We start from the raw sequence: 22832 nt of genomic DNA on the forward strand, positions 1-22832 counted from the left end.
TCAGCGCGCCCGGGCGAACAGGCACGCCTGCGGGACGGGCTCCGTGGGGCCGGGCTCCCGTACCGTGCGGGAGCCGAGGGCGAACCCCGCCTCCGTCAGCAGCGCGGCCATCCGCTCCGGATCGCGGCGCAGGAAGTCGAGGCTGACCGGATGCCCCCACGGCTGGTCATGGCGCCGGGGTTCCTCCCCGGCCTGGAAGGCGAGCAGCAGATGGCCGCCCGGCGCCAGTACCCGGCGGAACTCGGCGAACAGCGCGGGCAGTTGCTCCACCGGAGTGTGGATGCTGGAGTACCAGGACACGACGCCGGCCAGCTTCCCGTCGGGGAGGTCCAGCTCCAGCATGGAGCCCTGTGCGAAGCGCAGGCCGGGGTTCTCACGGCGGGCGATCGCCAGCATGGCGGGGGAGAGGTCGAGGCCGAACACATCGAGGCCGTGGGCTGCGAGGAACCCGGTGATCCGGCCGGGCCCGCACCCCAGGTCGGCGACGGCCGCGCCCGCCCCCACCAGCTCCGCGAACACCCGGAGCAGGGCCCGGTCGAGGGGCTGGGAGATGTGGGCGTCCCGGAAATGATCCGAGTAGTCCTCGGCGATGGCGTCGTAGAACGTCCGGGTGGCGGCGAGGAAGTCGGGGGAGACGGGGGAGTCGGTCATGGGGAGGGACCCTAGAGGGTTCCGGGGACTTCCCGCGGCCGTTCGGGTGGGAACCCCGGGACCGGAATGCGTCCGCCCCCGGTGCTCAATGGGTGGCGTGCGGGACGCGGAATTCGCCCGGAATTCATCGGAAGGTCACGGCACAAAGGCAGGAGCCCCGTCGCCGGAAGGCGTGGGGCTCCTTGGGTACTGCGCTCAGATTCTGCGATCAGGCAGCGATCAGACGGGGGTGACGTTCTCCGCCTGCGGACCCTTCGGGCCCTGCGTCACGTCGAAGTTCACCTGCTGGTTCTCCTCGAGGGAGCGGAAGCCGGTGGCGTTGATCGCGGAGTAGTGAACGAAGACGTCGGGGCCGCCGCCCTCCTGGGCGATGAAGCCAAAGCCCTTTTCGGCGTTGAACCACTTAACGGTTCCGGTAGCCATAAGCCCTCCTTGGGCCCAAAAGGGTTGCCCTGCTCCAGAACCTGCAAGTGCGAACGGTGCTGCACGACTGCATTCATCTGAAAACGACGAGAGCCCGCGGTCACATGCTCCGCAGGCTCTGTACTGCAAGGGAAACCAAACTGCAACTTGCGGCGAGCCTAGCACGCAGGCCGCCGAAAGCAATAGAGGTCAAGATCACGTCACCCGAATGTTTGAACCCCCTGCCGGGCGCGCTGACGACGGCCCGGTCCGGGCCATGTATGGCAAGGGGTCTAGTCTCGCTATGTGGACAATTCTCGCACCCGGCCGCGCGTCGGCCACATCCAGTTCCTCAACTGCCTGCCCCTCTACTGGGGGCTAGCGAGAACCGGCACGCTCCTCGACTTCGAGCTGACCAAGGACACCCCGGAGAAGCTCAGCGAGCAGCTGGTGCGCGGTGATCTCGACATCGGCCCGATCACGCTCGTGGAATTCCTGCGCAACGCCGGTGACCTGGTCGCCTTCCCGGACATCGCCGTGGGCTGCGACGGCCCCGTGATGTCCTGCGTGATCGTCTCGCAGGTGCCCCTGGACGAGCTCGACGGCGCGCGTGTCGCCCTCGGCTCGACCTCGCGGACCTCGGTCCGCCTGGCCCAGCTGCTGCTGGCCGAGCGGTACGGCGTGCGGCCGGAGTACTACACCTGCCCGCCCGACCTGAGCCTGATGATGCAGGAGGCGGACGCCGCCGTCCTCATCGGCGACGCGGCCCTGCGCGCCAACCTGCTCGACGCGCCGCGTTACGGCCTTCAGGTGCACGACCTGGGCGCGCTGTGGAAGGAGTGGACGGGCCTGCCGTTCGTCTTCGCGGTGTGGGCCGCGCGGCGCGATTACGCCGAACGCGAGCCGGAGATCACCCGCAAGGTGCACGAGGCGTTCCTCGCCTCCCGCAACGTCTCCTTGGAGGAGGTCGGCAAGGTCGCCGAGCAGGCCGCCCGCTGGGAGGCGTTCGACGAGGCGACCCTGGAGCAGTACTTCACCACCCTCGACTTCAGCTTCGGCCCCCCGCAGCTGAAGGCGGTCGAGGAGTTCGCCCGCCGCGTCGGCCCCACGACGGGCTTCCCGGCGGACGTGAAGGTGGAACTGCTCGGGGCGTAATCACTACGCTGCGAGGGCGCGGCTTTACGGGGGAGCCCGCGGGGGAGGGGTCGCCATGCAGCCGCTCGGAGCGGACGAACCGGCCGCCGTCGGACCGTACCGGCTGCTGGGCCGGCTCGGCTCCGGCGGCATGGGCCGGGTCTACCTGGGCCGCAGCGCGGGCGGCCGCACCGTCGCGGTGAAGATCGTCCACCCGCAGTACGCGCTGGACGAGGAGTTCCGGGCCAGGTTCCGCCGCGAGGTGGCGGCCGCGCGCCGGGTCGGCGGCGCCTGGACCGCCCCCGTACTCGACGCCGACCCGGACGCCCCGGTCCCCTGGGCCGCCACGGCCTACGCGGCGGGCCCCTCCCTCGCCCAGGCCGTCACCGCCCTCGGCCCGCTGCCCCGGCACACCGTGCGGGCCCTCGGCGCGGGTCTCGCCGAAGCGCTGGCCACCGTCCATGAACTGGACCTCGTCCACCGGGACGTGAAGCCCTCCAACGTGCTGCTCACCCTGGACGGCCCGCTGCTGATCGACTTCGGCATCGCCCGCGCCACCGCCGGCACCGCCTCCCTCACCGCGACCGGCGCCTCCGTGGGCTCACCCGGCTACATGGCCCCCGAACAGATCCTCGGCGGCCGCGTCACCGGCGCGGCGGACGTGTTCTCCCTGGGCGCCGTCCTCGCCTACGCGGCGACCGGCAGCCCGCCCTTCCCCGGCGACTCCTCGGCGGCCCTGCTCTACAAGGTCGTCCACGAGGAGCCGGAACTCGGTTCGCTGGACGGCGAGTTGCGCGAGATCGCGGCCGCCTGCCTGACGAAGAACCCCGACCTGCGCCCCACCCCCACCGACGTAGCCCGCCGGCTCGCCCCGCAGGGCGCCGCCTCTCTCATGACCGGCGGCTGGCTCCCCGGCGCCCTGGTCGAGCAGGTCAGCAGGAGCGCGGTCCAGATCCTCAACCTGGAGGCGTCCGCCGACGCCCCGTCGGGCCCGGTGGACTTCAGCAGCCCGGCGGTGACGGGGGCGTTCGGCCCGGCGCCGGTGATGACCCCGGCCGGGGGCACGGCCCCCGGCAAGGTGAGCGTGAGCTTGGCGGCAACGTCGGCACCAGGGGCGACGGGACGCGGACGCCGGGTGAGCTGCACGGTGGCCCTGGCCGTGGCGGGCGCGCTGGCCGCGGTGTCCCTGGGCGTCACGACCCTGCTGGGCCCCGGTCACGGCGGCGGCAACGACACGGCGGGCGGCGCCCCGACCCACTCGGCACCGGCTGACCGCGCCGGCGCGATCCCGGCCCGCTACCTGGGCACCTGGGAGGGCAAGGCCACCGGCCTGGACGGCGCCCTGCCCATGGGCACCTTCCGAGTGACCATCCACCAGGCGTCCGTGGGCAAGGAGTTGGGCCGCCTGCGCCAGACGGATCAGCTCGGCGCGGTCTGTGTGGACGTCCTCACCCTGAAGCGAGCGACCTCCGACCGCCTGCTGGCCACCTCGACCGGTGCCAAGGGCAACCACAAGGGCTGCAACCCCACTGCGCACGAGGTGGAGTTGAGGCCCACCGGCGACGACCTCACCTACACCTCCACCAGCGCGGCCGAGGGCAACCCCGAGGCCCGCCTGTCCAAGGTGACGGACGATGACTGACCTGCTCCCGGTGGCGCTGGCCGCGCTGTGGGGCGCGATCACGGGCGCCCTGCTCCCCAGAGCCGCGTACCGCTTCACGACCCCGCAGGGCATGCCCTGGCGCACGGCGTGCGAGGCGGACCACCCGCTGAGCGGCTGGCTGGGCGTGACTCCGTGCCCCGGATGCCCGCGCACGAGAGCATCCACCCTCCCCGCGGTCACGGCCTCGGTCTGCGCGCTCCTGGCCCTGGCGACGGGCCCCCGCCCCGAACTGGCCGCCTGGCTGGCCCTGGCCCCGGCAGCGATCCTCCTGACCGTGGTGGACCTACGGGTACACCGCCTCCCGGACCCCCTGACCCTCCCCCTCACCCCGGCCGTCCTGCTCCTCCTGGCCCTGGCGACAGCCCTCCCCGACCACACCGGAAGCTGGCGCACAGCCCTCTACGGAGCCCTGACCCTGGGCATCGGCTACCTGGCCCTGCACCTGCTGAACCCTTCCGGCATGGGCTTCGGGGACGTGAAACTGTCCCCGGCGCTAGGCGCTGCGCTGGGCTGGTACGGCTGGCCGACATTGATGCTGGGCACGTTCGCCACCTTCACCACGGGCGCCCTGTACGGCGTCGTCCTCCTCCTCACCCGCAGGGCCACCCGCAAGTCGGCCATCCCCTTCGGCCCCTTCCTCCTGACCGGCACCTTGCTGGGGGTGCTGATGGGCGCGTACACCTCCTGAAGTCGGGTGATCCCCGGCCCTGGCGTAGGCTGGCTTGGTCCGTCCACAACCCTTGACGAAAGGGACGCCCGGTGACCGAGAAGGCCGAACTCGCTTCTTTGGATGTCGCAGCCGTGCTGGACCGAGCCGCAGCGGGCGGACGCATCACGCCCGAGGAAGCGCTCGTCCTCTACCGCGACGCCCCCCTGCACGCGCTCGGCGCGGCCGCCGACGCCGTGCGCCGCCGCAAGTACGCGGGCACCGAGCACATCGCGACGTACATCATCGAGCGCAACATCAACTACACGAACGTGTGCGTCACGGCGTGCAAGTTCTGCGCCTTCTACGCGGCCCCGAAGGACACCAAGAAGGGCTGGACCCGCGACCTGGACGACATCCTGCGCCGCTGCGCGGAGACGGTCGAACTGGGCGGCACCCAGATCATGTTCCAGGGTGGCCACCACCCGGACTACGGCGTCGAGTACTACGAGTCGCACTTCAAGGCGATCAAGGACGCGTTCCCCCAGCTGGTCATCCACTCCCTCGGCGCGTCCGAGGTCGAGCACATGGCCCGCATCTCCAAGGTCTCGGTCGAGGAGGCCATCACCCGCATCCACCAGGCGGGCCTGGACTCCTTCGCGGGTGCCGGAGCCGAGCTGCTCCCGGCCCGCCCGCGCAAGGCCATCGCCCCGCTGAAGGAGAGCGGCGAGCGCTGGCTGGAGATCATGGAGACGGCGCACAAGCTGGGCGTGGAGTCGACGTCCACGATGCTGATGGGCACGGGCGAGACCAACGCCGAGCGCATCGAGCACCTGCGCATGATCCGGGACGTGCAGGACCGTACGGGCGGCTTCCGCGCCTTCATCCCGTACACCTACCAGCCCGAGAACAACCACCTGAAGGGCCGCACGCAGGCGACGCTCTTCGAGTACCTGCGCATGATCGCCATCGCCCGCCTGTTCCTGGACAACGTCCAGCACATCCAGGGCTCGTGGCTGACCACGGGCAAGGAGGTCGGCCAGCTGTCGCTGCACTACGGCGCGGACGACCTGGGCTCGATCATGCTGGAGGAGAACGTGGTCTCCTCGGCCGGTGCCAAGCACCGCTCCAACCGCCTGGAGATCATCGACCTGATCCGCAAGGCAGGCCGTACCCCCGCGCAGCGAGCCACGACGTACGAGCACCTCGTGGTCCACGACGACCCGGCGAACGACCCGGTCGACGACAGGGTGGTCTCCCACATCTCCTCGACGGCGATCGAGGGCGGCACGGCCCACCCCGAACTGAAGCTGATCGCCTCCAACTAGGCGCATCGTGCTGACACTTCACGTCGCCGAGTACTCGCCCGAGGCGGCGGTCCTGATCGACGGGGCGTCGGTGGCAGCCGTAGGCCCGTACGAGAAACTGACCGCCGCCGCCCCTGGGGCCAGGGTGCGGCGCTGGCCCGGCATCCTGCTGCCCGGCCTGCTGAACCCGTACGCCCCGGAGCTGCTGGAGTCCACCTACCACCCGGACCCCAGGGAGTCAGACACTCTGGGCTCGGCCCCCATCACCGGCGAGCGGGCGCGGCAGCTCCTCAACAGCACCCCCTCCCGGCTGGGCGCGAGCGCGCGCAGGGGCGTACAGCGCATGCTGGCCCACGGCACGGTGGCGGTGGCAGGCGACCTGCGCACGCGCACGGTGGCGGACGTAGTACGCAGAGCAGGCTTGGCAGTAGGCCAACGCCCACCCCGCCTACCGGGCCCCCCGGCACTCTCCCCGACCCCCCTGATCCTCATGCCCCCACTGGCACCGGGGACCCCGGCCAGATTCGCGGTGTTCGATGTCGCGACCCGCGAGGACTTGGTGAAGCAGGGCGCAAGCACCTGCGTGGCGACGGTGATCGAGGGCCGTATGGTCCACCGAAGCCGCTGACCGAAACGGCGGGACAGCGGGCGACGGCGGCGAGGGGACGTGTCGGGGGGTGTCCGCCCGCAGCGGCCGGCGAAACACCAAGTCGAACGCATCGAGGAAACAGGAGTCGCCGGACCGAGGACGGACACCCCCCGGCGCGGCCCCGCCCCACGACGCACCACCCGGCACCCCCCACCGAACCGATCCCCGGCGGACGAGCCTGCAACAATGACAACGTGACCCGCGCTTCCCTGAACAAGCAGCCGCACGAAGTCGCCGAGATGTTCGACGACGTGGCGGAACGGTACGACCTGACGAACGACGTGCTGTCGCTCGGCCAGGACCGGCGCTGGCGCAAGGAGGTGGCGAAGGCGGTGGACGCGCGCCCCGCGCAGAAGGTCCTGGACCTGGCGGCGGGCACGGCGACCTCGTCCCTCCCCTTCGCCCGCACAGGCGCCTACGTGGTCCCCTGCGACTTCTCCCTGGGCATGCTCCAGGTGGGCAAGAAGAAGTACCCGTGGCTGCCGATCACCGCGGGAGACGCGACGAGGCTGCCGTTCAAGGACGACACCTTCGACGCGGTGACGATCTCCTTCGGCCTGCGCAACGTCCAGGACACGGACGCCGCGCTGAGCGAGCTGTACCGCGTGACGAAGCCCGGCGGCAGGGTGGTGATCTGCGAGTTCTCGCACCCCACGTGGACCCCGTTCCGCACGGTGTACACGGAGTACCTGATGCGGGCGCTCCCCCCGGTGGCCCGCTCGGTCTCGTCGAACCCGGACGCGTACGTGTACCTGGCGGAATCCATCCGAGCCTGGCCCGACCAGCCGGCGCTGGCGGAGAAGCTCCAGAAGGCGGGCTGGTCGAGGGTGGCGTGGCGGAACCTCACCGGAGGCGTGGTGGCCCTGCACAGGGGCTTCAAGCAGCCCTGACGGAGGGCACCTCAGCGCCCGATCATCTCGAACGCGTCGCCGGGCTCCCCGAGTTCCCGCTGAAGCCCACCGGAGGGCGGTACGGGAGGCCGGGGTTCCCGCACACCCCCGCCCCCTTCGCCGTCCCCGAGGTCGAACCACACGTAGACCATCGAGTCGGGTGGAACCTCGGCACCGGCGGGCGGATACTGCCGCACGACGTAATCGACGACCACGCGCTGGAATTCGGGCCGGTCCGGCGAGTTGAGGAAGAGCCCCCGGGCGCGAGCGGCCTCGCGGGCGTCCACAGCCATGAGCCCGACCAGCCGAGGCACCCGCACCTCGGGCGTTTTGGGTGGTATTCGCACTGATGTCACCCCCAGTGGTACTGGCAGGGTAACCCCGGGCAGGCCCACTCGGAAGCGATGTCTGTCTTTCTGTAACAATTAGCTACTGAGCGTCACAACTCAAGCGAGTAGCAATGCCCTTCCCGCTCGGAGGAGGGCGTCACGAACCGCTCGGAGAGCCGCATCCCCAGCCGCCGGGTGACAGCGATGGACCGCTCGTTCTCGGCGTCGACCATGGCGACCACCCGCCGGACCCCGGCGGCGCGCACCCGCTCGACACAGGCCGAAGCGGCGGCGGACGCGTATCCCAGCCCCCAGTGCGCCCGCCCCAGCCGCCACCCGATCTCGATCTCCCCGGCGGGCCCCCAGGTGTGGGGCCAGGGCTGAGCCCCGGTGAACCCGACGACGTCATCGGAGTCGTCCAGCACGGACCACAGGCAGAACCCCAGCTCGGCGTCGTGCCGCCGCTGCCGCGCGGTGAGTTCCTCGTACACGGACAGCTCGGCCGCGCGTCCCCCGTGGAACCGCATGACCTCGGGATCGGCGAAGACCCGGTGCCAGACGAAGGCGTCCTCGTCGGTGGGCACACGCAGCCGTACTACGGGGTGAGTTCGGTTCACGGGGGAGCCCTTCAGCCGGTTGATCAATTCTGCTGAATAGACTGCCCATGTCCAGTGCCCGTCGGCACGAAGATTCACAACCTTGGGGAGAACCCGCCGTGACTGAGCCCCTCTCCGACAACACCGCAGACGTGATCGTCGTGGGCGCGGGGCCGGCCGGCTCCACCACCGCCTACCACCTCGCCAAGGCCGGACTCGATGTCCTGCTGCTGGAGAAGACCGAGTTCCCCAGGGAAAAGGTCTGCGGCGACGGCCTCACCCCGCGTGCGGTCAAGCAGCTCGTGGCCATGGGCATCGACATCTCCGAGGAGGCGGGCTGGCTGCGCAACAAGGGCCTGCGCATCATCGGCGGCGGCTCCCGGCTCCAGCTGGACTGGCCCGATCTCGCCTCCTACCCGAACTTCGGCCTGGTCCGTAAGCGCGACGACTTCGACGAGCAGCTGGCCCGGCAGGCGCAGAAGGCGGGCGCCCGCCTCTTCGAGCTGTGCAACGTCAGCGGGCCGATCATCGACGACCGCACGGGCCGGATCACGGGCGTGACGGCGAAGCTGGGCGACGAGAAGCGCCAGGTGACGTTCCGCGCTCCGCTGGTGGTCGCGGCCGACGGCAACTCCACCCGGCTGTCGCTGGCGATGGGCCTGCACCGCCGGGAGGACCGCCCGATGGGCGTGGCGGTGCGTACGTACTTCGAGTCGCCCCGTCACGAGGACGACTACCTGGAGTCCTGGCTGGAGCTGTGGGACCGCCGGGGCGCCCAGGACCGCCTGCTGCCCGGCTACGGCTGGATCTTCGGCATGGGTGACGGCACGTCCAACGTCGGCCTCGGCGTGCTGAACACCTCCGACTCCTTCAAGGAGCTGGACTGGCGCGAGGTCCTCAAGGCGTGGTGCGCGTCCATGCCGGAGGAGTGGGGCTACACCCCGGAGAACATGACCGGCCCGATCCGGGGCGCGGCCCTGCCGATGGCCTTCAACCGCCAGCCGCACTACACCAAGGGCCTGCTGCTGGTCGGTGACGCCGGCGGCATGGTGAACCCCTTCAACGGCGAGGGCATCGCCTACGCCATGGAGTCCGGCCAGCTCGCCGCCGACGTCATCGTGCAGGCCCACGCCCGCCCGACCCCGGCCACCCGCGAGATCGCCCTCCAGCGCTACCCGCGCGTCCTGAAGGACACCTACGGCGGCTACTACACCCTCGGCCGCGCCTTCGTGAAGCTCATCGGCAACCCGAAGGTCATGCAGATCGGCGCCCAGCGCGGCCTGACCCACCCCGTCCTGATGAAGTTCATCCTCAAACTCCTCGCCAACCTCACCGACCCCACCGGCGGCGACGCCATGGACCGGATCATCAACGGCCTGACCAAGGTCGCTCCGAAGGCGTGAGCCCGCTCCAGGGTCAGCTCGACCGAGTTGCCCTGGCCGCCCGGCGGGCGAGCACCTCGTCCCGCCGGGCCGCCACCTGCCGCAGCGCGTCCCGCCTCTCCCGCTTGGAGAGGCGGTCCAGGTAGACGAACCCGTGGGTGTGGTCCGTCTCGTGGGCCAGGCAGCGCGCGAAGTACCCGGTGCCCTCGATGACAAGCGGGTTGCCGTCCTTGTCCTGCCCGCGTACGACGGCCCGTTCGGGCCGGGGTACGGACAGCACGGCACCGGGGACCGAGAGGCACCCCTCGACGTCGTCGAGCAACGGCCGCCCCGCCGGGGCGGATTCCAGCACCGGGTTGACGATGTGCCCGACATGGCGGATGCCGTCGTCGTCGGGGCAGTCGTACACGAAGAGCCGCAGACCGACGCCGACCTGGTTCGCCGCGAGCCCGGCGCCCTCGGCGACGTACATGGTGCGGAACATGTCGTCGATGAGCGCGGCGAGGTCGGGCCCGAACTCCGTGACGTCCCGGCACGGTTTGTGCAGAACCTCCTCGCCGGTCTCGGTGACACGACGCACCGCACCGCGCCCGGCCTCCGGGGCATGACGCGGGTAGTACTCGGCGGGACTTCCCTGGACGAACACGCGTGGCATCGCACTGTCTCCCTCTGCTCCTCGGACGACCGCCGACCGGCGGCCCGGGCCCGAGCATGGCAGGAGACGCACGAAGGCCGCTGCCCCCCGAGGGCAGCGGCCTTTCGTGTTCGGGTGGGGCTGGGTCAGAGGACCCGGACCGCGCCGGTCGGGGGGTCGTAGGAGAGGGGCTTCTCGGCTACGCCCGAGGAGGGGTTCTGGGCGCCGACGAACATGCCGTCGCCGACGTAGACGCCCACGTGGTACGCGCTGCCCGCGCTGCCCCAGTAGAGGATGTCGCCGGGCTGGAGGTTGCTCAGCGAGACCTGGGTGCCGGCCGTGGACTGGTCCTGGGAGACGCGCGGCAGGCTGATGCCGACCTGCTTGAACGCCGTCTGCACCAGACCGGAGCAGTCGTAGGCGGACGGACCCGTGGCGCCGGACACATACGCCTTGCCGACCTGGGACTTCACGAACGACACGATGGACGCGGCCGAACCGGTCGCGCTGGACGAGCCGGTGATGGTCGAGCTGCCCGCGTCGGTGCCCGCGCTGGCGGACAGCACGGTGCGCTCGGCGTTGCGGGTGGCGCGGGCGGCGGCCTCCTTACGGGCCTCCTCCTGCGCCTTCTTCTTCGCCTCGGCCTTCTGCTGGGCCTCGGCGAGGTCCGCCTTGGCCTGCTTCGCGGCGCTGGCGGCGGCCGCGTCACGCTCGGCCTGCAGCTCGTAGTTCGCGGCCGCCAGCTGGGTGGCGTCCGCGGACTGCGCGACCTGGGTGGCCACGTCGGCGGTGAGGGTGGGGAGTTCGAGCGTCTGCGTCACGGGCTCGGCCTCGGCCGCGTTCGCGTAGCCGGCCGCTCCGGCGACCGCCAGGGTGCTGAGGACGCCGACGGCGGCACCGGAGCGCACGGCGATGGACGACGCGCTGCGGCGGGGCTTCCGGTGGCTGCGTATGTGAGCGGTGTGGGACATGGGAACAACCGGTACCAGGGGCTCCTTCATATCTTCAACAAACGTGTGCTGCGCCACAATTGTTCAATCGGGTCCCCGAAATCTGGTCGCGTCACTCTTTATTGACGCCGTAACGGACATAGCGGACGGGGCCCATTGGCCCGTTGATCACGGTCTTTGATCATTACGTCCGAATTGCCCCGCACCTACCATCGGTTGGGGTCGATGGCCAAGCCCGGCTCCGGAACGGCCGCCACCGGTGTGGTGGAGGTCACGGAACGGTCACCGGAGCGCTCGCGTCCGCGGTGGACGGCTGCGCCGCCGGAGTTCGTGAACGCGCGCACGCGCCCGGACCGCGTCCACATCGCGCCCCGGATCTCCCTCCGAGGTGTGAATGCCCCGCACTAGCAGGCACATGCGCCCAGCACCAATTTGCATGCACCGGAACCCTCTTGATATTGAGGCACCCCCTCCGCACCCCCTCCGCACCCCCTCTGGCCTGCATCGACGAGCGGGATTGTCACTTCTGGTGATCAACTGAACGCTTCGCGTGCGAAGATCACCCATCCTCCGCCTTCATGATCCTTCGTCAGGTGGTGGAGATCACAAAGCTTGTGGAATACCCCGTGTCGCAGATCACAGAGCGTCGGGCATAGGATGCGGAGCAGTTGGGCTTGTGACCTGCTTCACATGTTCTCGATCTTCGCCGGGACGGGTGGGGTCGGTGGGACGGAAGAGGCAGCTGTGAGCCCCTGAACCGCCACCAGTCAATGCCGACTGAAGGGAGCGAGGAGCGGTGAACGCGTACGCGCCCATCCTCGTACTGGGAGCCCTCGGGGCAGGCTTTGCGATCTTCTCCGTGGTCATGGCCGCGCTGATCGGTCCGAAGCGCTACAACCGCGCGAAGCTCGAAGCCTACGAATGCGGCATCGAGCCGACCCCCACGCCGGCCGGCGGCGGGCGCTTCCCCATCAAGTACTACCTGACGGCGATGCTCTTCATCGTCTTCGACATCGAGATCGTCTTCCTCTACCCCTGGGCCGTCACCTTCGACGCGCTCGGGGTCTTCGGGCTCGTGGAGATGCTGCTCTTCGTGCTCACCGTCTTCGTCGCGTACGCGTACGTATGGCGGCGCGGCGGCCTGGAATGGGACTGAGGGGCCTTTAAGTCATGGGACTCGAAGAAAAGCTGCCGAGCGGCTTTCTGCTGACCACCGTCGAGCAGGCCGCGGGCTGGGTGCGCAAGGCGTCCGTCTTCCCGGCCACCTTCGGACTCGCCTGCTGTGCCATCGAGATGATGACCACCGGCGCCGGACGCTACGACCTCGCCCGCTTCGGCATGGAGGTCTTCCGCGGCTCACCGCGCCAGGCCGACCTGATGATCGTCGCGGGCCGGGTCAGCCAGAAGATGGCGCCGGTGCTGCGGCAGGTCTACGACCAGATGCCCAACCCGAAGTGGGTCATCTCCATGGGCGTCTGCGCGTCCTCGGGCGGCATGTTCAACAACTACGCGATCGTCCAGGGCGTCGACCACATCGTCCCGGTCGACATCTATCTCCCCGGCTGCCCGCCCCGCCCCGAGATGCTGCTGGACGCGATCCTCAAGCTCCACCAGAAGATCCAGGGCACGAAGCTCGGCGTCAACGCCGAGGAAGCCGCCCGCGAGGCGGAGGAAGCCGCGCTCAAGGCCCTGCCCACGATCGAGATGAAGGGGCTGCTGCGGTGAGCGACGAGAACGGCACCAACGGCGTCAACCCCGAGAAGGACCTCTCGGCCTCCAACCTCCCCGGCCAGCGCGGCCAGGGCGGCGAGGAGATCCGCGTCCAGCGCGGCATGTTCGGCGCCGACAACGGCGGCGACACCTCCGGCTACGACGGCCTGGTCCGCTCGATCCGCCTCCCCGGCCCGGCGAACCGGCCCTACGGCGGCTGGTTCGACGAGGTCGCCGACGAGCTGGAGGGCGCGCTGGAGGAGCAGGGCCTGCTCCCGGAGAACGCCATCGAGCGGACCGTCGTCGACCGCGACGAACTGACCTTCCACATCGAGCGCGAGCACCTGGTCCGCGTCGCCCGTACCCTGCGCGACGACCCGGCGCTCCGCTTCGAGCTGTGCACCGGCGTCAGCGGGGTGCACTACCCCGGCGACAAGGGCCGCGAGCTGCACGCCGTCTACCACCTGCGCTCGATCACCCACAACAGGCTGATCCGGCTGGAGGTCAGCGCCCCCGACGCCGACCCGCGCATCCCGTCCCTGGTCGCGGTCTACCCGACCAACGACTGGCACGAGCGCGAGACGTACGACTTCTTCGGGCTCGTCTTCGACGGCCACCCGGCCCTCACCCGGATCATGATGCCGGACGACTGGCAGGGCCACCCGCAGCGCAAGGACTACCCCCTCGGCGGCATCGCCGTCGAGTACAAGGGCGCCCAGATCCCGGCTCCGGACCAGCGGAGGTCGTACTCGTGAGCACGCAGTCAGCAGCCTCCCGCGAGACCACCGAGGGCACCGTCTACACGGTCACCGGTGGCGACTGGGACGAGGTCGTCCAGTCCGCGGCCAGGGCGGACGACGAGCGCATCGTCGTCAACATGGGTCCCCAGCACCCGTCCACCCACGGAGTGCTCCGCCTGATCCTGGAGATCGAGGGCGAGACGGTCACCGAGGCCCGCTGCGGCATCGGCTATCTGCACACCGGCATCGAGAAGAACCTCGAGTACCGCACGTGGACGCAGGGCACCACCTTCGTCACGCGCATGGATTACCTGACGTCCTTCTTCAACGAGACCGCCTACTGCCTCGCCGTCGAGAAGCTCCTCGGCATCGAGGACCAGATCACCGACCGCACCGACATCATCCGGGTGCTCCTGATGGAGCTGAACCGGATGTCCTCCCACCTGGTGTGCGTGGCCACCGGCGGCATGGAGCTGGGCGCCACCACGATCATGATCTACGGCTTCCGTGACCGGGAGATGATCCTCGACATCTACGAGCTGATCACCGGCCTCCGGATGAACCACGCGTACATCCGCCCCGGCGGACTCGCCCAGGACCTGCCGCCCGGCGCGGTCGACCAGATCCGCGAGTTCGTCAAGAAGATGAAGAAGAACCTCCCGGAGTACGACAAGCTCGCCACCGGGAACCCCATCTTCAAGGCCCGTATGCAGGACATCGGCCACCTCGACCTGGCCGGCTGCATGGCGCTCGGCGCCACCGGCCCGATCCTGCGCTCCACCGGCCTCCCGCACGACCTGCGCAAGGCCCAGCCGTACTGCGGCTACGAGACCTACGACTTCGACGTGCCCACCGCCGAGACCTGCGACGCCTACGGCCGCTTCCTGATCCGGCTTGAGGAGATGCGCCAGTCGCTCAGGATCATCGAGCAGTGCCTGGACCGGCTCCAGCCGGGCCCGGTCATGGTCGCCGACAAGAAGATCGCCTGGCCCGCGCAGCTCGCGCTCGGCCCGGACGGGCTCGGCAACTCCCTGGACCACATCAAGAAGATCATGGGCACCTCCATGGAGGCCCTGATCCACCACTTCAAGCTGGTCACCGAGGGCTTCCGGGTCCCGCCGGGCCAGGCGTACGCGGCCGTGGAGTCGCCCAAGGGCGAACTCGGCGTGCACGCCGTCTCCGACGGCGGCACCCGCCCCTACCGGGTCCACTTCCGCGACCCGTCCTTCACCAATCTCCAGGCCATGGCGGCGATGTGCGAGGGCGGCCAGGTCGCCGACGTCATCGTGGCCGTGGCGTCCATCGACCCCGTGATGGGAGGCGTCGACCGGTGACCACCTCTTCTTCCGAGCGGGGCGTCGGCCTGGGCATGCCGGAACTGCCCCCGCCCGCCTACCCGGACGACGTCCGGGCCCGGCTGGAGGCGGACGCGCGCGAGGTGATCGCGCGCTACCCCGACTCCCGCTCCGCCCTGCTGCCGCTGCTGCACCTCGTGCAGTCCGAGGACGGCTACGTCACCCGCACCGGCATGAAGTTCTGCGCCGACGTGCTGGAGCTGACCACCGCCGAGGTCACCGCGGTCGCCACCTTCTACTCGATGTACCGGCGCCGCCCCTCCGGCGACTACCAGGTGGGTGTCTGCACCAACACCCTGTGCGCGGTCATGGGCGGCGACGCCATCTTCGAGACCCTCCAGGAGCACCTGGGCGTCGGCAACGGCGAGACCACCGGCGACGGCCTGGTCACCCTGGAGCACATCGAGTGCAACGCGGCCTGCGACTTCGCGCCCGTCGTGATGGTCAACTGGGAGTTCTTCGACAACCAGACCCCGGCCAGCGCCACCCGCCTCGTCGACGACCTGCGCGCCGGAGAGCCCGTGGAGCCCACGCGCGGCGCCCGGCTGTGCACCTTCAAGGAGACCGCCCGCATCCTGGCCGGCTTCCCCGACGAGCGCCCCGGCGCCGTCGAAGAGGGCGGCAGCGCGGGCCACGCCTCCCTGGTGGGACTCCGCCTGGCCAAGGGCGAGGCGCACCCCGCGCGCGTGGTCCACCCGCGCGACGGCGGCCCACACGAGGAGGGCGCGGTGCACGACCCCTCGCCGGCCGAGCAGCTCAGCTCCCACGACGCCCCGCTGGAGACCTCCGCCTCCGACCCGGACCATCCGGCCGGCCCGACCGCAGAGGAGGGGGAGTGATGACCGTGGTACCCGACGTCAAGGACACCAGCCCCGAGAAGCTGCTCGCCCCCGTGCTCTCGGCCTTCTGGGACGAGGACCGGTCCTGGTCGCTGGACGTCTACCGCAGGCACGACGGCTACGAGGGCCTGCGCAAGGCGCTCGCCATGTCCCCGGACGACCTGATCGCCTACGTCAAGGAATCCGGACTGCGCGGCCGCGGCGGCGCCGGCTTCCCGACCGGCATGAAGTGGCAGTTCATCCCGCAGGGCGACGGCAAGCCGCACTACCTGGTCGTCAACGCCGACGAGTCCGAGCCCGGCACCTGCAAGGACATCCCGCTCCTCTACGCCAACCCGCACAGCCTCATCGAGGGCATCGTGATCGCCTGCTACGCGATCCGCTCCTCGCACGCCTTCATCTATCTGCGCGGCGAGGTCGTCCCCGTACTGCGCAGGCTGCACGAGGCGGTGCGCGAGGCGTACGCGGCCGGGTTCCTCGGCGAGGACGTCCTCGGCAGCGGACTCGACCTCGAACTCACCGTGCACGCGGGCGCGGGCGCGTACATCTGCGGCGAGGAGACCGCGCTGCTCGACTCGCTGGAGGGGCGCCGCGGCCAGCCGCGACTGCGTCCCCCCTTCCCGGCCGTCGAGGGCCTGTACGCCTGCCCCACGGTCGTGAACAACGTCGAGTCGATCGCCTCGGTTCCCGCGATCATGCACCAGGGCAAGGACTGGTTCCGCTCGATGGGCAGCGAGAAGTCGCCCGGCTTCACGCTCTATTCGCTCAGCGGGCACGTGGCGAGCCCCGGCCAGTTCGAGGCGCCGCTCGGCATCACCCTGCGCCAGCTGCTCGACATGAGCGGCGGCATGCGCCCCGGCCACCGGCTGAAGTTCTGGACACCGGGCGGCTCCTCCACCCCGATGTTCACCGACGAACACCTCGACGTCCCCCTCGACTACGAGGGCGTCGGCGCCGCCGGTTCCATGCTCGGCACCAAGGCGCTCCAGTGCTTCGACGAGACCACCTGCGTGGTGCGGGCGGTCACCCGCTGGACCGAGTTCTACGCCCACGAGTCCTGCGGCAAGTGCACGCCCTGCCGCGAAGGGACGTACTGGCTGGTGCAGTTGCTGCGCGACATCGAGGCGGGCAAGGGGGCGATGTCCGACCTCGACAAGCTGAACGACATCGCCGACAACATCAACGGCAAGTCCTTCTGCGCCCTGGGCGACGGCGCGGCCTCGCCGATCTTCTCCTCGCTGAAGTACTTCCGCGAGGAGTACGAGCAGCACATCACGGGCCGGGGCTGCCCCTTCGACCCGGCCAAGTCGACGGCCTGGGCGGACCGCCCGGAGGTGAACGCATGACCGTGACCACAAATGCCCCCTCAGGAGGGGGGCAGGCGGCGGTCCCGCCGGAGGACCTCGTCACGCTGACGATCGACGGCATCGAACTCAGCGTGCCCAAGGGCACCCTGGTCATCCGGGCCGCCGAGCAGCTCGGCATCGAGATCCCGCGCTTCTGCGACCACCCCCTGCTGGACCCGGCCGGCGCCTGCCGCCAGTGCATCGTGGAGGTGGAGGGCCAGCGCAAGCCGATGGCGTCCTGCACCATCACCTGCACCGACGGCATGGTGGTGAAGACCCAGCTCACCTCGCCGGTCGCCGAGAAGGCGCAGCACGGGGTGATGGAGCTGCTGCTCATCAACCACCCGCTGGACTGCCCGGTCTGCGACAAGGGCGGCGAGTGCCCGCTCCAGAACCAGGCCATGTCGCACGGCAACGCCGAGTCCCGCTTCGAGGGACGCAAGCGCACCTACGCCAAGCCGCTGCCGATCTCCACCCAGGTGCTGCTCGACCGCGAGCGGTGCGTGCTGTGCGCCCGCTGCACCCGGTTCTCCAACCAGGTCGCGGGCGACCCGATGATCGAGCTGATCGAGCGGGGCGCGCTCCAGCAGGTCGGCACCGGCGAGGGCGACCCGTTCGAGTCGTACTTCTCCGGCAACACCATCCAGATCTGCCCGGTCGGCGCGCTCACCTCGGCCGCCTACCGGTTCCGCTCGCGCCCCTTCGACCTGATCTCCTCGCCGTCGGTGTGCGAGCACTGCTCGGGCGGCTGCGCGACGCGCACCGACCACCGGCGCGGCAAGGTCATGCGGCGGCTCGCCGCCAACGACCCCGAGGTCAACGAGGACTGGGTCTGCGACAAGGGCCGCTTCGCGTTCCGCTACGCCCAGCTCCGCGACCGGCTCGACACCCCGCTGGTCCGCAACGCCGAGGGCGTGCTGGAGCCGGCCTCCTGGCCGGAGGCGCTGGACGCGGCCGCGCGGGGCCTCAGTGCCGCCCGGTCCCGTGCCGGGGTGCTCACCGGGGGCCGGCTGACCGTCGAGGACGCCTACGCGTACAGCAAGTTCGCGCGGGTGGCGCTCGACACCAACGACATCGACTTCCGCGCCCGCGTGCACAGCGGCGAGGAGGCCGACTTCCTGGCCGCCCGGGTGGCCGGCCGGGGCCGCGACCTCGACGGCACCGGGGTCACGTACACCGTGCTGGAGCAGGCGCCCGCCGTGCTGCTGGTCGGGTTCGAGGCCGAGGAGGAGGCGCCCGGCGTCTTCCTGCGGCTGCGCAAGGCGTGGCGCAAGCACGGCCAGAAGGTGTACGCCCTGGCCACGCACGCCACCCGGGGCCTGACGAAGGCGGGCGGCACCCTGCTGCCCGCCGCGCCCGGCACCGAGCCCGAGTGGCTGGACGCGCTGGCCGGCGGGGTCGGCCTGGAGGACGCCGGCACCGAGGCGGCCGAGGCGCTGCGCGCCGAGGGCGCGGTGATCGTGGTCGGCGAGCGGCTCGCGGGGGTCGAGGGCGGCCTGACGGCCGCCGCGCGCGTGGCCGCCGCGACCGGCGCCCGGCTGGTGTGGATTCCCCGGCGGGCGGGGGAGCGCGGTGCCGTCGAGGCGGGCGCGCTGCCCTCGCTGCTGCCGGGCGGCCGCCCGGCCACCGACCCGCGCGCGCGGGAGGAGGTCGCCGCCGTCTGGGGGCTGGCCGAACTCCCCGCCCGTTACGGGCGCGACACCCAGCAGATCGTGGAGGCCGCCGCCACCGGCGAGCTGTCCGCGCTCCTCGTCGCCGGGGTGGAGGTCGCCGACCTGCCCGACCCGGCACGCGCGCGTGAGGCGCTCGACAGCGTCGGCTTCCTGGTCTCGCTGGAGCTGCGGCCCAGCGAGGTCACCGAGCGCGCCGACGTGGTGCTGCCGGTCGCGGCGGTGGTCGAGAAGGCGGGCACCTTCCTCAACTGGGAGGGCCGGGTCCGCTTCTTCGAGGCCGCGCTCAAGCCCGACCAGATGACCCGCCGCCTCGCCCCGGCCGACGCCCGCGTTCTCCAGATGCTGGCAGATGCCTTGGACGTCCACTTGGGCCTGCCGGACCTGCGCACCATCCGCGCGGAGATCGACCGGCTCGGCGCCTGGACCGGAGCCACTGCCGCCGACCCGCTGCACAGCGGGGCCGTGCTGCCCCGCCCGGCCGCCGGGGAGGCCGTGCTCGCCGGGCACCGGCTCCTGCTCGACCTCGGCGTCCTCCAGCAGGGCGACGAGGCGCTGGCCGGCACCCGGCACGCCGCCCACGCGCGCGTGTCCGCGGCGACGGCCGCCGAGGCGGGCGTCAAGGACGGCGACGCGCTCGCCGTCACCGGCCCCGCCGGGACGACCGAACTCCCGCTTCAGGTCACCGAGATGCCCGACCGGGTGGTCTGGCTCCCGCTGGACTCGGTGGGCCGGGGCGTCGCCTCCGACACCGGGGCCCGGCCCGGCTCCCTCGTCCGTATCGGCCCGGCGGTGCATGCCGACGAGGCCCCCAAGGAGGTTCGAGGATGAGCCCGTTCCTCGCCGCTGAAGACCTCTCGCTGTTCGGCCGCGACCCCTGGTGGCTCGTCGTCGTCAAGGCGGTGTTCTGCTTCGCGTTCCTGATGCTGACGGTGCTGTTCTCCATCGTCTGGGAGCGCAAGGTCGTCGCCTGGATGCAGCTGCGCGTCGGACCCAACCGGCACGGCCCCTGGGGCATGCTCCAGTCGCTCGCCGACGGCGTGAAGCTGATGCTCAAGGAGGACGTCGTCGTCAAACGCGCGGACAAGGTGATCTACGTCCTCGCGCCGATCATCGCGGCCATCCCGGCCTGCATGGCGATCGCGGTGATCCCCTTCGGCCCCGCCGACAACGAGATCTCGATCTTCGGCCACCGCACCACGATGCAGCTCACCGACCTGCCGATCGCCATGCTGTACATCCTGGCGGTCGCCTCGGTCGGCATCTACGGCATCGTGCTGGCGGGCTGGAGCTCCGGCTCGACGTACCCGCTGCTGGGCGGTCTGCGCAGTTGCGCGCAGATGATCTCGTACGAGATCGCCATGGGCGCCGCATTCGCCTCGGTGTTCCTCTACTCGGGGTCGATGTCGACCTCCACCATCGTGGAACAGCAGCACGACCGCTGGTACATCCTGCTGCTGCCGGTCTCCTTCATCCTCTACGTCATCACGATGGTGGGCGAGACCAACCGCGCCCCCTTCGACATGCCGGAGTCCGAGGGCGACCTGGTCGGCGGCTTCAACACCGAGTACTCGTCGATCAAGTTCGCGCTGTTCATGCTCGCCGAGTACATGAACATGGTGACGGTGTCGGCGGTGACGGCCACCCTCTTCCTCGGCGGCTGGCGGGCCCCCTGGCCGATCAGCACCTTCTGGGAGGGCGCCAACCACGGCTGGTGGCCGATGCTCTGGTTCGTCATCAAGGTCCAGCTGCTGCTGTTCTTCTTCATCTGGCTGCGCGGCACCCTGCCCCGCGTCCGCTACGACCAGCTGATGAAGCTCGGCTGGAAGGTGCTCATCCCGGTCTCGGTGGTCTGGCTGATGCTGGTGGCGACCGTGCGGGTGCTGCGCAACGAGAACTACGAGTTCGCCGACATCGCGCTCTACGTCGGCGGTGGTGTGCTCGCCCTGCTGCTGATCTCCTTCGTCGCCGACATGTTCCGCGACAGGGCCAAGGGCGACGAGGCACCGGCCCCGGAGCCCGGATTCGATCCGCTGGCGGGCGGTTTCCCCGTACCGCCACTGCCCGGACAGCAGCTGCCCCCGGTGCCCCGGCGCCGGTCGCGCCAGGAGCGGGAGCTGATTGTCAGTGGCGGAGTGGACACTGTCAGTGACGAAACTTCGGATGGAAAGGAGGCGTCCGATGGCTGAGGAGCCCAAGGAGACCGCACCCGGTTTCCAGAATCCCGTGGCCGGCTTCGCCGTGACCTTCAAGGCCATGTTCAAGAAGCGGCTGACCGAGCAGTACCCGGAGCAGAAGAAGACCACCGCTCCCCGCTTCCACGGACGGCACCAGCTCAACCGCCATCCGGACGGCCTGGAGAAGTGCGTGGGCTGCGAGCTGTGCGCCTGGGCCTGCCCCGCCGACGCCATCTATGTCGAGGGCGCCGACAACACCGACGAGGAACGCTACTCGCCGGGCGAGCGGTACGGCCGCGTCTACCAGATCAACTACGCCCGCTGCATCCTGTGCGGCCTGTGCATCGAGGCGTGCCCCACCCGCGCGCTGACGATGACCAACGAGTTCGAGCTGGCCGACTCCAGCCGGGCCAACCTCATCTACACCAAGGAGCAGTTGCTCGCCGGTCTGGACGAGGGCATGGTCGACGCCCCTCACTCGATCTTCCCCGGCACCGACGAACAGGACTACTACCGGGGCCTGGTGACCGAGGCCGCTCCGGGCACGGTCCGCCAAGTGGCCATCTCCAAGGGCGAGAAGCCCGAGGACGAGGGGGTGGAGGCATGAGCGCGCAGCTGGCCGCCGCGGCCACTCTCTCCGCGGGCACCTCCACCGGTGAGGCGGTCCAGTTCTGGATTCTCGGCAGCGTCGCGGTGATCGGCGCCCTGTGCACCGTCCTGATGCGGCGGGCCGTGCACAGCGCGCTCTGTCTCGCCGGGACCATGATCATCCTGGCGGTGTTCTACCTCGCCAACGGCGCCTATTTCCTGGGGGTCGTGCAGATCGTCGTCTACACCGGCGCGATCATGATGCTCTTCCTCTTCGTGGTGATGCTCGTCGGCGTGACCGCCGCGGACTCGCTGAAGGAGACCATCAGGGGCCAGCGCTGGCTGGCCCTGCTGTGCGGGCTCGGGTTCGGTGTCCTGCTGGTGGGCGGCATCGCCAACGCCTCCCTGACCCAGTTCAACGGCACCGGCCAGGCCAACGCGGGCGGCAACGTGGAGGGTCTGGCGACCCTCATCTTCACCAAGTACGTCTTCGCCTTCGAGCTGACCGGCGCCCTGCTGATCACCGCCGCGATCGGCGCCATGGTGCTCACCCACCGCGAGCGCACGGAGCGGGCCAAGACCCAGCGCGAGCTGGCCGCCGAGCGGGTCCGCGAGAACAAGCACGTACCCCCGCTGCCCGCCCCCGGCGTCTACGCCCGGCACAACGCGGTGGACATCGCGGGCCTGCTGCCCGACGGCACCCCCGCAGAGCTGAGCGTCAGCCGGACGCTGCGCGAACGCGGCCAGATCCGGGACGTCTCCGCACAGGCCCTGGGCGACCTCAAGGCGCTGGAACAGCGCGCCGAGGAACGCCTGGAGCGCACGGAGAACGAACCGGCGAACTTCAAGCGGACGGAGGACGCGGCCCAGTGAACCCCGTCAACTACCTCTATCTCGCGGCCCTGTTGTTCACCATCGGCGCCACCGGCGTGCTGATCCGGCGGAACGCGATCGTGGTGTTCATGTGCGTGGAGCTGATGCTCAACGCCTGCAACCTCGCCTTCGTCACCTTCTCCCGGATGCACGGCAACCTCGACGGCCAGATCATCGCCTTCTTCACGATGGTCGTCGCCGCCGCGGAGGTCGTGGTGGGCCTGGCGATCATCGTGTCGCTGTTCCGCACCCGCCACTCGGCCTCGGTCGACGACGCCAGCCTGATGAAGCTGTAAGGGGT

General features: G+C 70.4%; 24 protein-coding genes. 18 read left to right on the plus strand and 6 right to left on the minus strand.

Annotated elements, in window-relative coordinates; all coding sequences use genetic code 11:
* Together ACIGA3_RS25825 and ACIGA3_RS25830 are read right to left on the minus strand one after the other, a co-directional pair.
* Window positions 1-651 (minus strand): class I SAM-dependent methyltransferase, encoded by a 651-nt coding sequence (locus ACIGA3_RS25825; RefSeq protein WP_399720046.1) that lies wholly within the window; start codon window positions 649-651, stop codon window positions 1-3.
* 219 nt (window positions 652-870) lie between these two features.
* Window positions 871-1074, minus strand: a complete 204-nt coding sequence (locus tag ACIGA3_RS25830) for a cold-shock protein (protein WP_030813734.1) — start codon at window positions 1072-1074, stop codon at window positions 871-873.
* 285 nt (window positions 1075-1359) lie between these two features.
* On the opposite strand from ACIGA3_RS25830, the gene ACIGA3_RS25835 reads away from it, so the two are divergent.
* The 6 genes from ACIGA3_RS25835 to ACIGA3_RS25860 all read left to right on the plus strand — a co-directional run bounded on the left by ACIGA3_RS25835 (window position 1360) and on the right by ACIGA3_RS25860 (window position 7342).
* Window positions 1360-2208: a menaquinone biosynthesis protein gene (locus ACIGA3_RS25835; protein WP_329013653.1), complete on the plus strand. Its 849-nt coding sequence runs from the start codon at window positions 1360-1362 to the stop codon at window positions 2206-2208.
* A gap of 55 nt (window positions 2209-2263) precedes the next feature.
* A complete protein-coding gene (locus ACIGA3_RS25840; RefSeq protein WP_399720048.1) occupies window positions 2264-3829 on the plus strand; it encodes a serine/threonine-protein kinase in 1566 nt (521 codons plus the stop codon).
* On the plus strand, window positions 3822-4538 hold the full coding sequence (locus ACIGA3_RS25845; protein ID WP_399720050.1) for a prepilin peptidase: 717 nt from the start codon (window positions 3822-3824) through the stop codon (window positions 4536-4538). Before ACIGA3_RS25840 ends, ACIGA3_RS25845 begins: the two co-directional genes overlap by 8 nt.
* Window positions 4539-4609: 71 nt before the next feature.
* Entirely contained in the window at window positions 4610-5824 is a 1215-nt protein-coding gene (mqnC, locus tag ACIGA3_RS25850) for a cyclic dehypoxanthinyl futalosine synthase (RefSeq protein WP_399720052.1), read from the plus strand.
* A 7-nt stretch (window positions 5825-5831) separates the two neighbouring features.
* Window positions 5832-6431: a hypothetical protein gene (locus ACIGA3_RS25855; RefSeq protein WP_399720055.1), complete on the plus strand. Its 600-nt coding sequence runs from the start codon at window positions 5832-5834 to the stop codon at window positions 6429-6431.
* Window positions 6432-6646: 215 nt separating this feature from the next.
* The gene (locus tag ACIGA3_RS25860) at window positions 6647-7342 is read left to right on the plus strand and encodes a demethylmenaquinone methyltransferase (RefSeq protein WP_399720057.1); all 696 of its coding nucleotides are present in this window, start codon (window positions 6647-6649) and stop codon (window positions 7340-7342) included.
* An 11-nt stretch (window positions 7343-7353) separates the two neighbouring features.
* On the opposite strand, the gene ACIGA3_RS25865 is transcribed toward ACIGA3_RS25860, so the two are convergent.
* Together ACIGA3_RS25865 and ACIGA3_RS25870 are read right to left on the minus strand one after the other, a co-directional pair.
* The gene (locus ACIGA3_RS25865) at window positions 7354-7689 is read right to left on the minus strand and encodes a PASTA domain-containing protein (RefSeq protein ID WP_399720059.1); all 336 of its coding nucleotides are present in this window, start codon (window positions 7687-7689) and stop codon (window positions 7354-7356) included.
* Between the two features lie 92 nt (window positions 7690-7781).
* Window positions 7782-8288: a GNAT family N-acetyltransferase gene (locus tag ACIGA3_RS25870; RefSeq protein WP_399720062.1), complete on the minus strand. Its 507-nt coding sequence runs from the start codon at window positions 8286-8288 to the stop codon at window positions 7782-7784.
* A gap of 47 nt (window positions 8289-8335) precedes the next feature.
* On the opposite strand from ACIGA3_RS25870, the gene ACIGA3_RS25875 reads away from it, so the two are divergent.
* The gene (locus ACIGA3_RS25875) at window positions 8336-9670 is read left to right on the plus strand and encodes a geranylgeranyl reductase family protein (protein WP_399720064.1); all 1335 of its coding nucleotides are present in this window, start codon (window positions 8336-8338) and stop codon (window positions 9668-9670) included.
* Window positions 9671-9683: 13 nt separating this feature from the next.
* On the opposite strand, the gene def is transcribed toward ACIGA3_RS25875, so the two are convergent.
* Together def and ACIGA3_RS25885 are read right to left on the minus strand one after the other, a co-directional pair.
* The gene (gene def, locus ACIGA3_RS25880) at window positions 9684-10304 is read right to left on the minus strand and encodes a peptide deformylase (RefSeq protein WP_399720067.1); all 621 of its coding nucleotides are present in this window, start codon (window positions 10302-10304) and stop codon (window positions 9684-9686) included.
* 125 nt (window positions 10305-10429) lie between these two features.
* On the minus strand, window positions 10430-11254 hold the full coding sequence (locus ACIGA3_RS25885; RefSeq protein WP_399720070.1) for a C40 family peptidase: 825 nt from the start codon (window positions 11252-11254) through the stop codon (window positions 10430-10432).
* Between the two features lie 775 nt (window positions 11255-12029).
* On the opposite strand from ACIGA3_RS25885, the gene ACIGA3_RS25890 reads away from it, so the two are divergent.
* The 11 genes from ACIGA3_RS25890 to nuoK are packed head-to-tail and all read left to right on the plus strand — an operon-like array spanning window position 12030 to window position 22827.
* A complete protein-coding gene (locus ACIGA3_RS25890; RefSeq protein WP_030813697.1) occupies window positions 12030-12389 on the plus strand; it encodes an NADH-quinone oxidoreductase subunit A in 360 nt (119 codons plus the stop codon).
* 14 nt (window positions 12390-12403) lie between these two features.
* Complete coding sequence (locus ACIGA3_RS25895; RefSeq protein WP_164191787.1) at window positions 12404-12958, plus strand: NADH-quinone oxidoreductase subunit B family protein; 555 nt, start codon at window positions 12404-12406, stop codon at window positions 12956-12958.
* A complete protein-coding gene (locus ACIGA3_RS25900) occupies window positions 12955-13698 on the plus strand; it encodes an NADH-quinone oxidoreductase subunit C (protein ID WP_399720073.1) in 744 nt (247 codons plus the stop codon). Before ACIGA3_RS25895 ends, ACIGA3_RS25900 begins: the two co-directional genes overlap by 4 nt.
* On the plus strand, window positions 13695-15017 hold the full coding sequence (locus tag ACIGA3_RS25905; protein WP_399720075.1) for an NADH-quinone oxidoreductase subunit D: 1323 nt from the start codon (window positions 13695-13697) through the stop codon (window positions 15015-15017). Before ACIGA3_RS25900 ends, ACIGA3_RS25905 begins: the two co-directional genes overlap by 4 nt.
* Window positions 15014-15877, plus strand: coding sequence for an NADH-quinone oxidoreductase subunit NuoE (gene nuoE, locus ACIGA3_RS25910; protein ID WP_399720077.1), 864 nt, complete (start codon window positions 15014-15016; stop codon window positions 15875-15877). Before ACIGA3_RS25905 ends, nuoE begins: the two co-directional genes overlap by 4 nt.
* Complete coding sequence (nuoF, locus tag ACIGA3_RS25915) at window positions 15877-17223, plus strand: NADH-quinone oxidoreductase subunit NuoF (RefSeq protein WP_399720080.1); 1347 nt, start codon at window positions 15877-15879, stop codon at window positions 17221-17223. The genes nuoE and nuoF overlap by 1 nt, the downstream gene beginning before the upstream one ends.
* On the plus strand, window positions 17220-19724 hold the full coding sequence (locus ACIGA3_RS25920) for an NADH-quinone oxidoreductase subunit G (protein ID WP_399720082.1): 2505 nt from the start codon (window positions 17220-17222) through the stop codon (window positions 19722-19724). The genes nuoF and ACIGA3_RS25920 overlap by 4 nt, the downstream gene beginning before the upstream one ends.
* On the plus strand, window positions 19721-21082 hold the full coding sequence (gene nuoH, locus ACIGA3_RS25925) for an NADH-quinone oxidoreductase subunit NuoH (RefSeq protein ID WP_399720085.1): 1362 nt from the start codon (window positions 19721-19723) through the stop codon (window positions 21080-21082). Before ACIGA3_RS25920 ends, nuoH begins: the two co-directional genes overlap by 4 nt.
* Window positions 21075-21677 (plus strand): NADH-quinone oxidoreductase subunit NuoI, encoded by a 603-nt coding sequence (gene nuoI / locus ACIGA3_RS25930; RefSeq protein ID WP_399720087.1) that lies wholly within the window; start codon window positions 21075-21077, stop codon window positions 21675-21677. The genes nuoH and nuoI overlap by 8 nt, the downstream gene beginning before the upstream one ends.
* Window positions 21674-22531 carry an NADH-quinone oxidoreductase subunit J gene (locus ACIGA3_RS25935; RefSeq protein WP_399720090.1) on the plus strand — a complete coding sequence of 286 codons (858 nt, stop codon included), beginning with the start codon at window positions 21674-21676 and terminating at the stop codon, window positions 22529-22531. Before nuoI ends, ACIGA3_RS25935 begins: the two co-directional genes overlap by 4 nt.
* Window positions 22528-22827, plus strand: a complete 300-nt coding sequence (nuoK, locus tag ACIGA3_RS25940; RefSeq protein WP_030742982.1) for an NADH-quinone oxidoreductase subunit NuoK — start codon at window positions 22528-22530, stop codon at window positions 22825-22827. The genes ACIGA3_RS25935 and nuoK overlap by 4 nt, the downstream gene beginning before the upstream one ends.
* Window positions 22828-22832 lie beyond the last annotated feature (5 nt).

This window comes from Streptomyces sp. NPDC085596, assembly GCF_044541565.1.
Taxonomy (GTDB): Bacteria; Actinomycetota; Actinomycetes; order Streptomycetales; family Streptomycetaceae; genus Streptomyces.

Excerpts from the sequence above, each read along its gene's own strand:
- ACIGA3_RS25875 (WP_399720064.1), top strand. The coding sequence starts at position 8,336 with ATGTCCAGTGCCCGTCGGCACGAAGATTCACAACCTTGGGGAGAACCC.
- ACIGA3_RS25840 (WP_399720048.1), top strand. The coding sequence starts at position 2,264 with ATGCAGCCGCTCGGAGCGGACGAACCGGCCGCCGTCGGACCGTACCGG.
- ACIGA3_RS25885 (WP_399720070.1), bottom strand. The coding sequence starts at position 11,254 with ATGTCCCACACCGCTCACATACGCAGCCACCGGAAGCCCCGCCGCAGC.
- ACIGA3_RS25920 (WP_399720082.1), top strand. The coding sequence starts at position 17,220 with ATGACCGTGACCACAAATGCCCCCTCAGGAGGGGGGCAGGCGGCGGTC.
- nuoF (WP_399720080.1), top strand. The coding sequence starts at position 15,877 with ATGACCGTGGTACCCGACGTCAAGGACACCAGCCCCGAGAAGCTGCTC.
- ACIGA3_RS25895 (WP_164191787.1), top strand. The coding sequence starts at position 12,404 with ATGGGACTCGAAGAAAAGCTGCCGAGCGGCTTTCTGCTGACCACCGTC.
- ACIGA3_RS25845 (WP_399720050.1), top strand. The coding sequence starts at position 3,822 with ATGACTGACCTGCTCCCGGTGGCGCTGGCCGCGCTGTGGGGCGCGATC.
- nuoH (WP_399720085.1), top strand. The coding sequence starts at position 19,721 with ATGAGCCCGTTCCTCGCCGCTGAAGACCTCTCGCTGTTCGGCCGCGAC.
- ACIGA3_RS25935 (WP_399720090.1), top strand. The coding sequence starts at position 21,674 with ATGAGCGCGCAGCTGGCCGCCGCGGCCACTCTCTCCGCGGGCACCTCC.
- def (WP_399720067.1), bottom strand. The coding sequence starts at position 10,304 with ATGCCACGCGTGTTCGTCCAGGGAAGTCCCGCCGAGTACTACCCGCGT.
- ACIGA3_RS25825 (WP_399720046.1), bottom strand. The coding sequence starts at position 651 with ATGACCGACTCCCCCGTCTCCCCCGACTTCCTCGCCGCCACCCGGACG.
- ACIGA3_RS25830 (WP_030813734.1), bottom strand. The coding sequence starts at position 1,074 with ATGGCTACCGGAACCGTTAAGTGGTTCAACGCCGAAAAGGGCTTTGGC.
- nuoI (WP_399720087.1), top strand. The coding sequence starts at position 21,075 with ATGGCTGAGGAGCCCAAGGAGACCGCACCCGGTTTCCAGAATCCCGTG.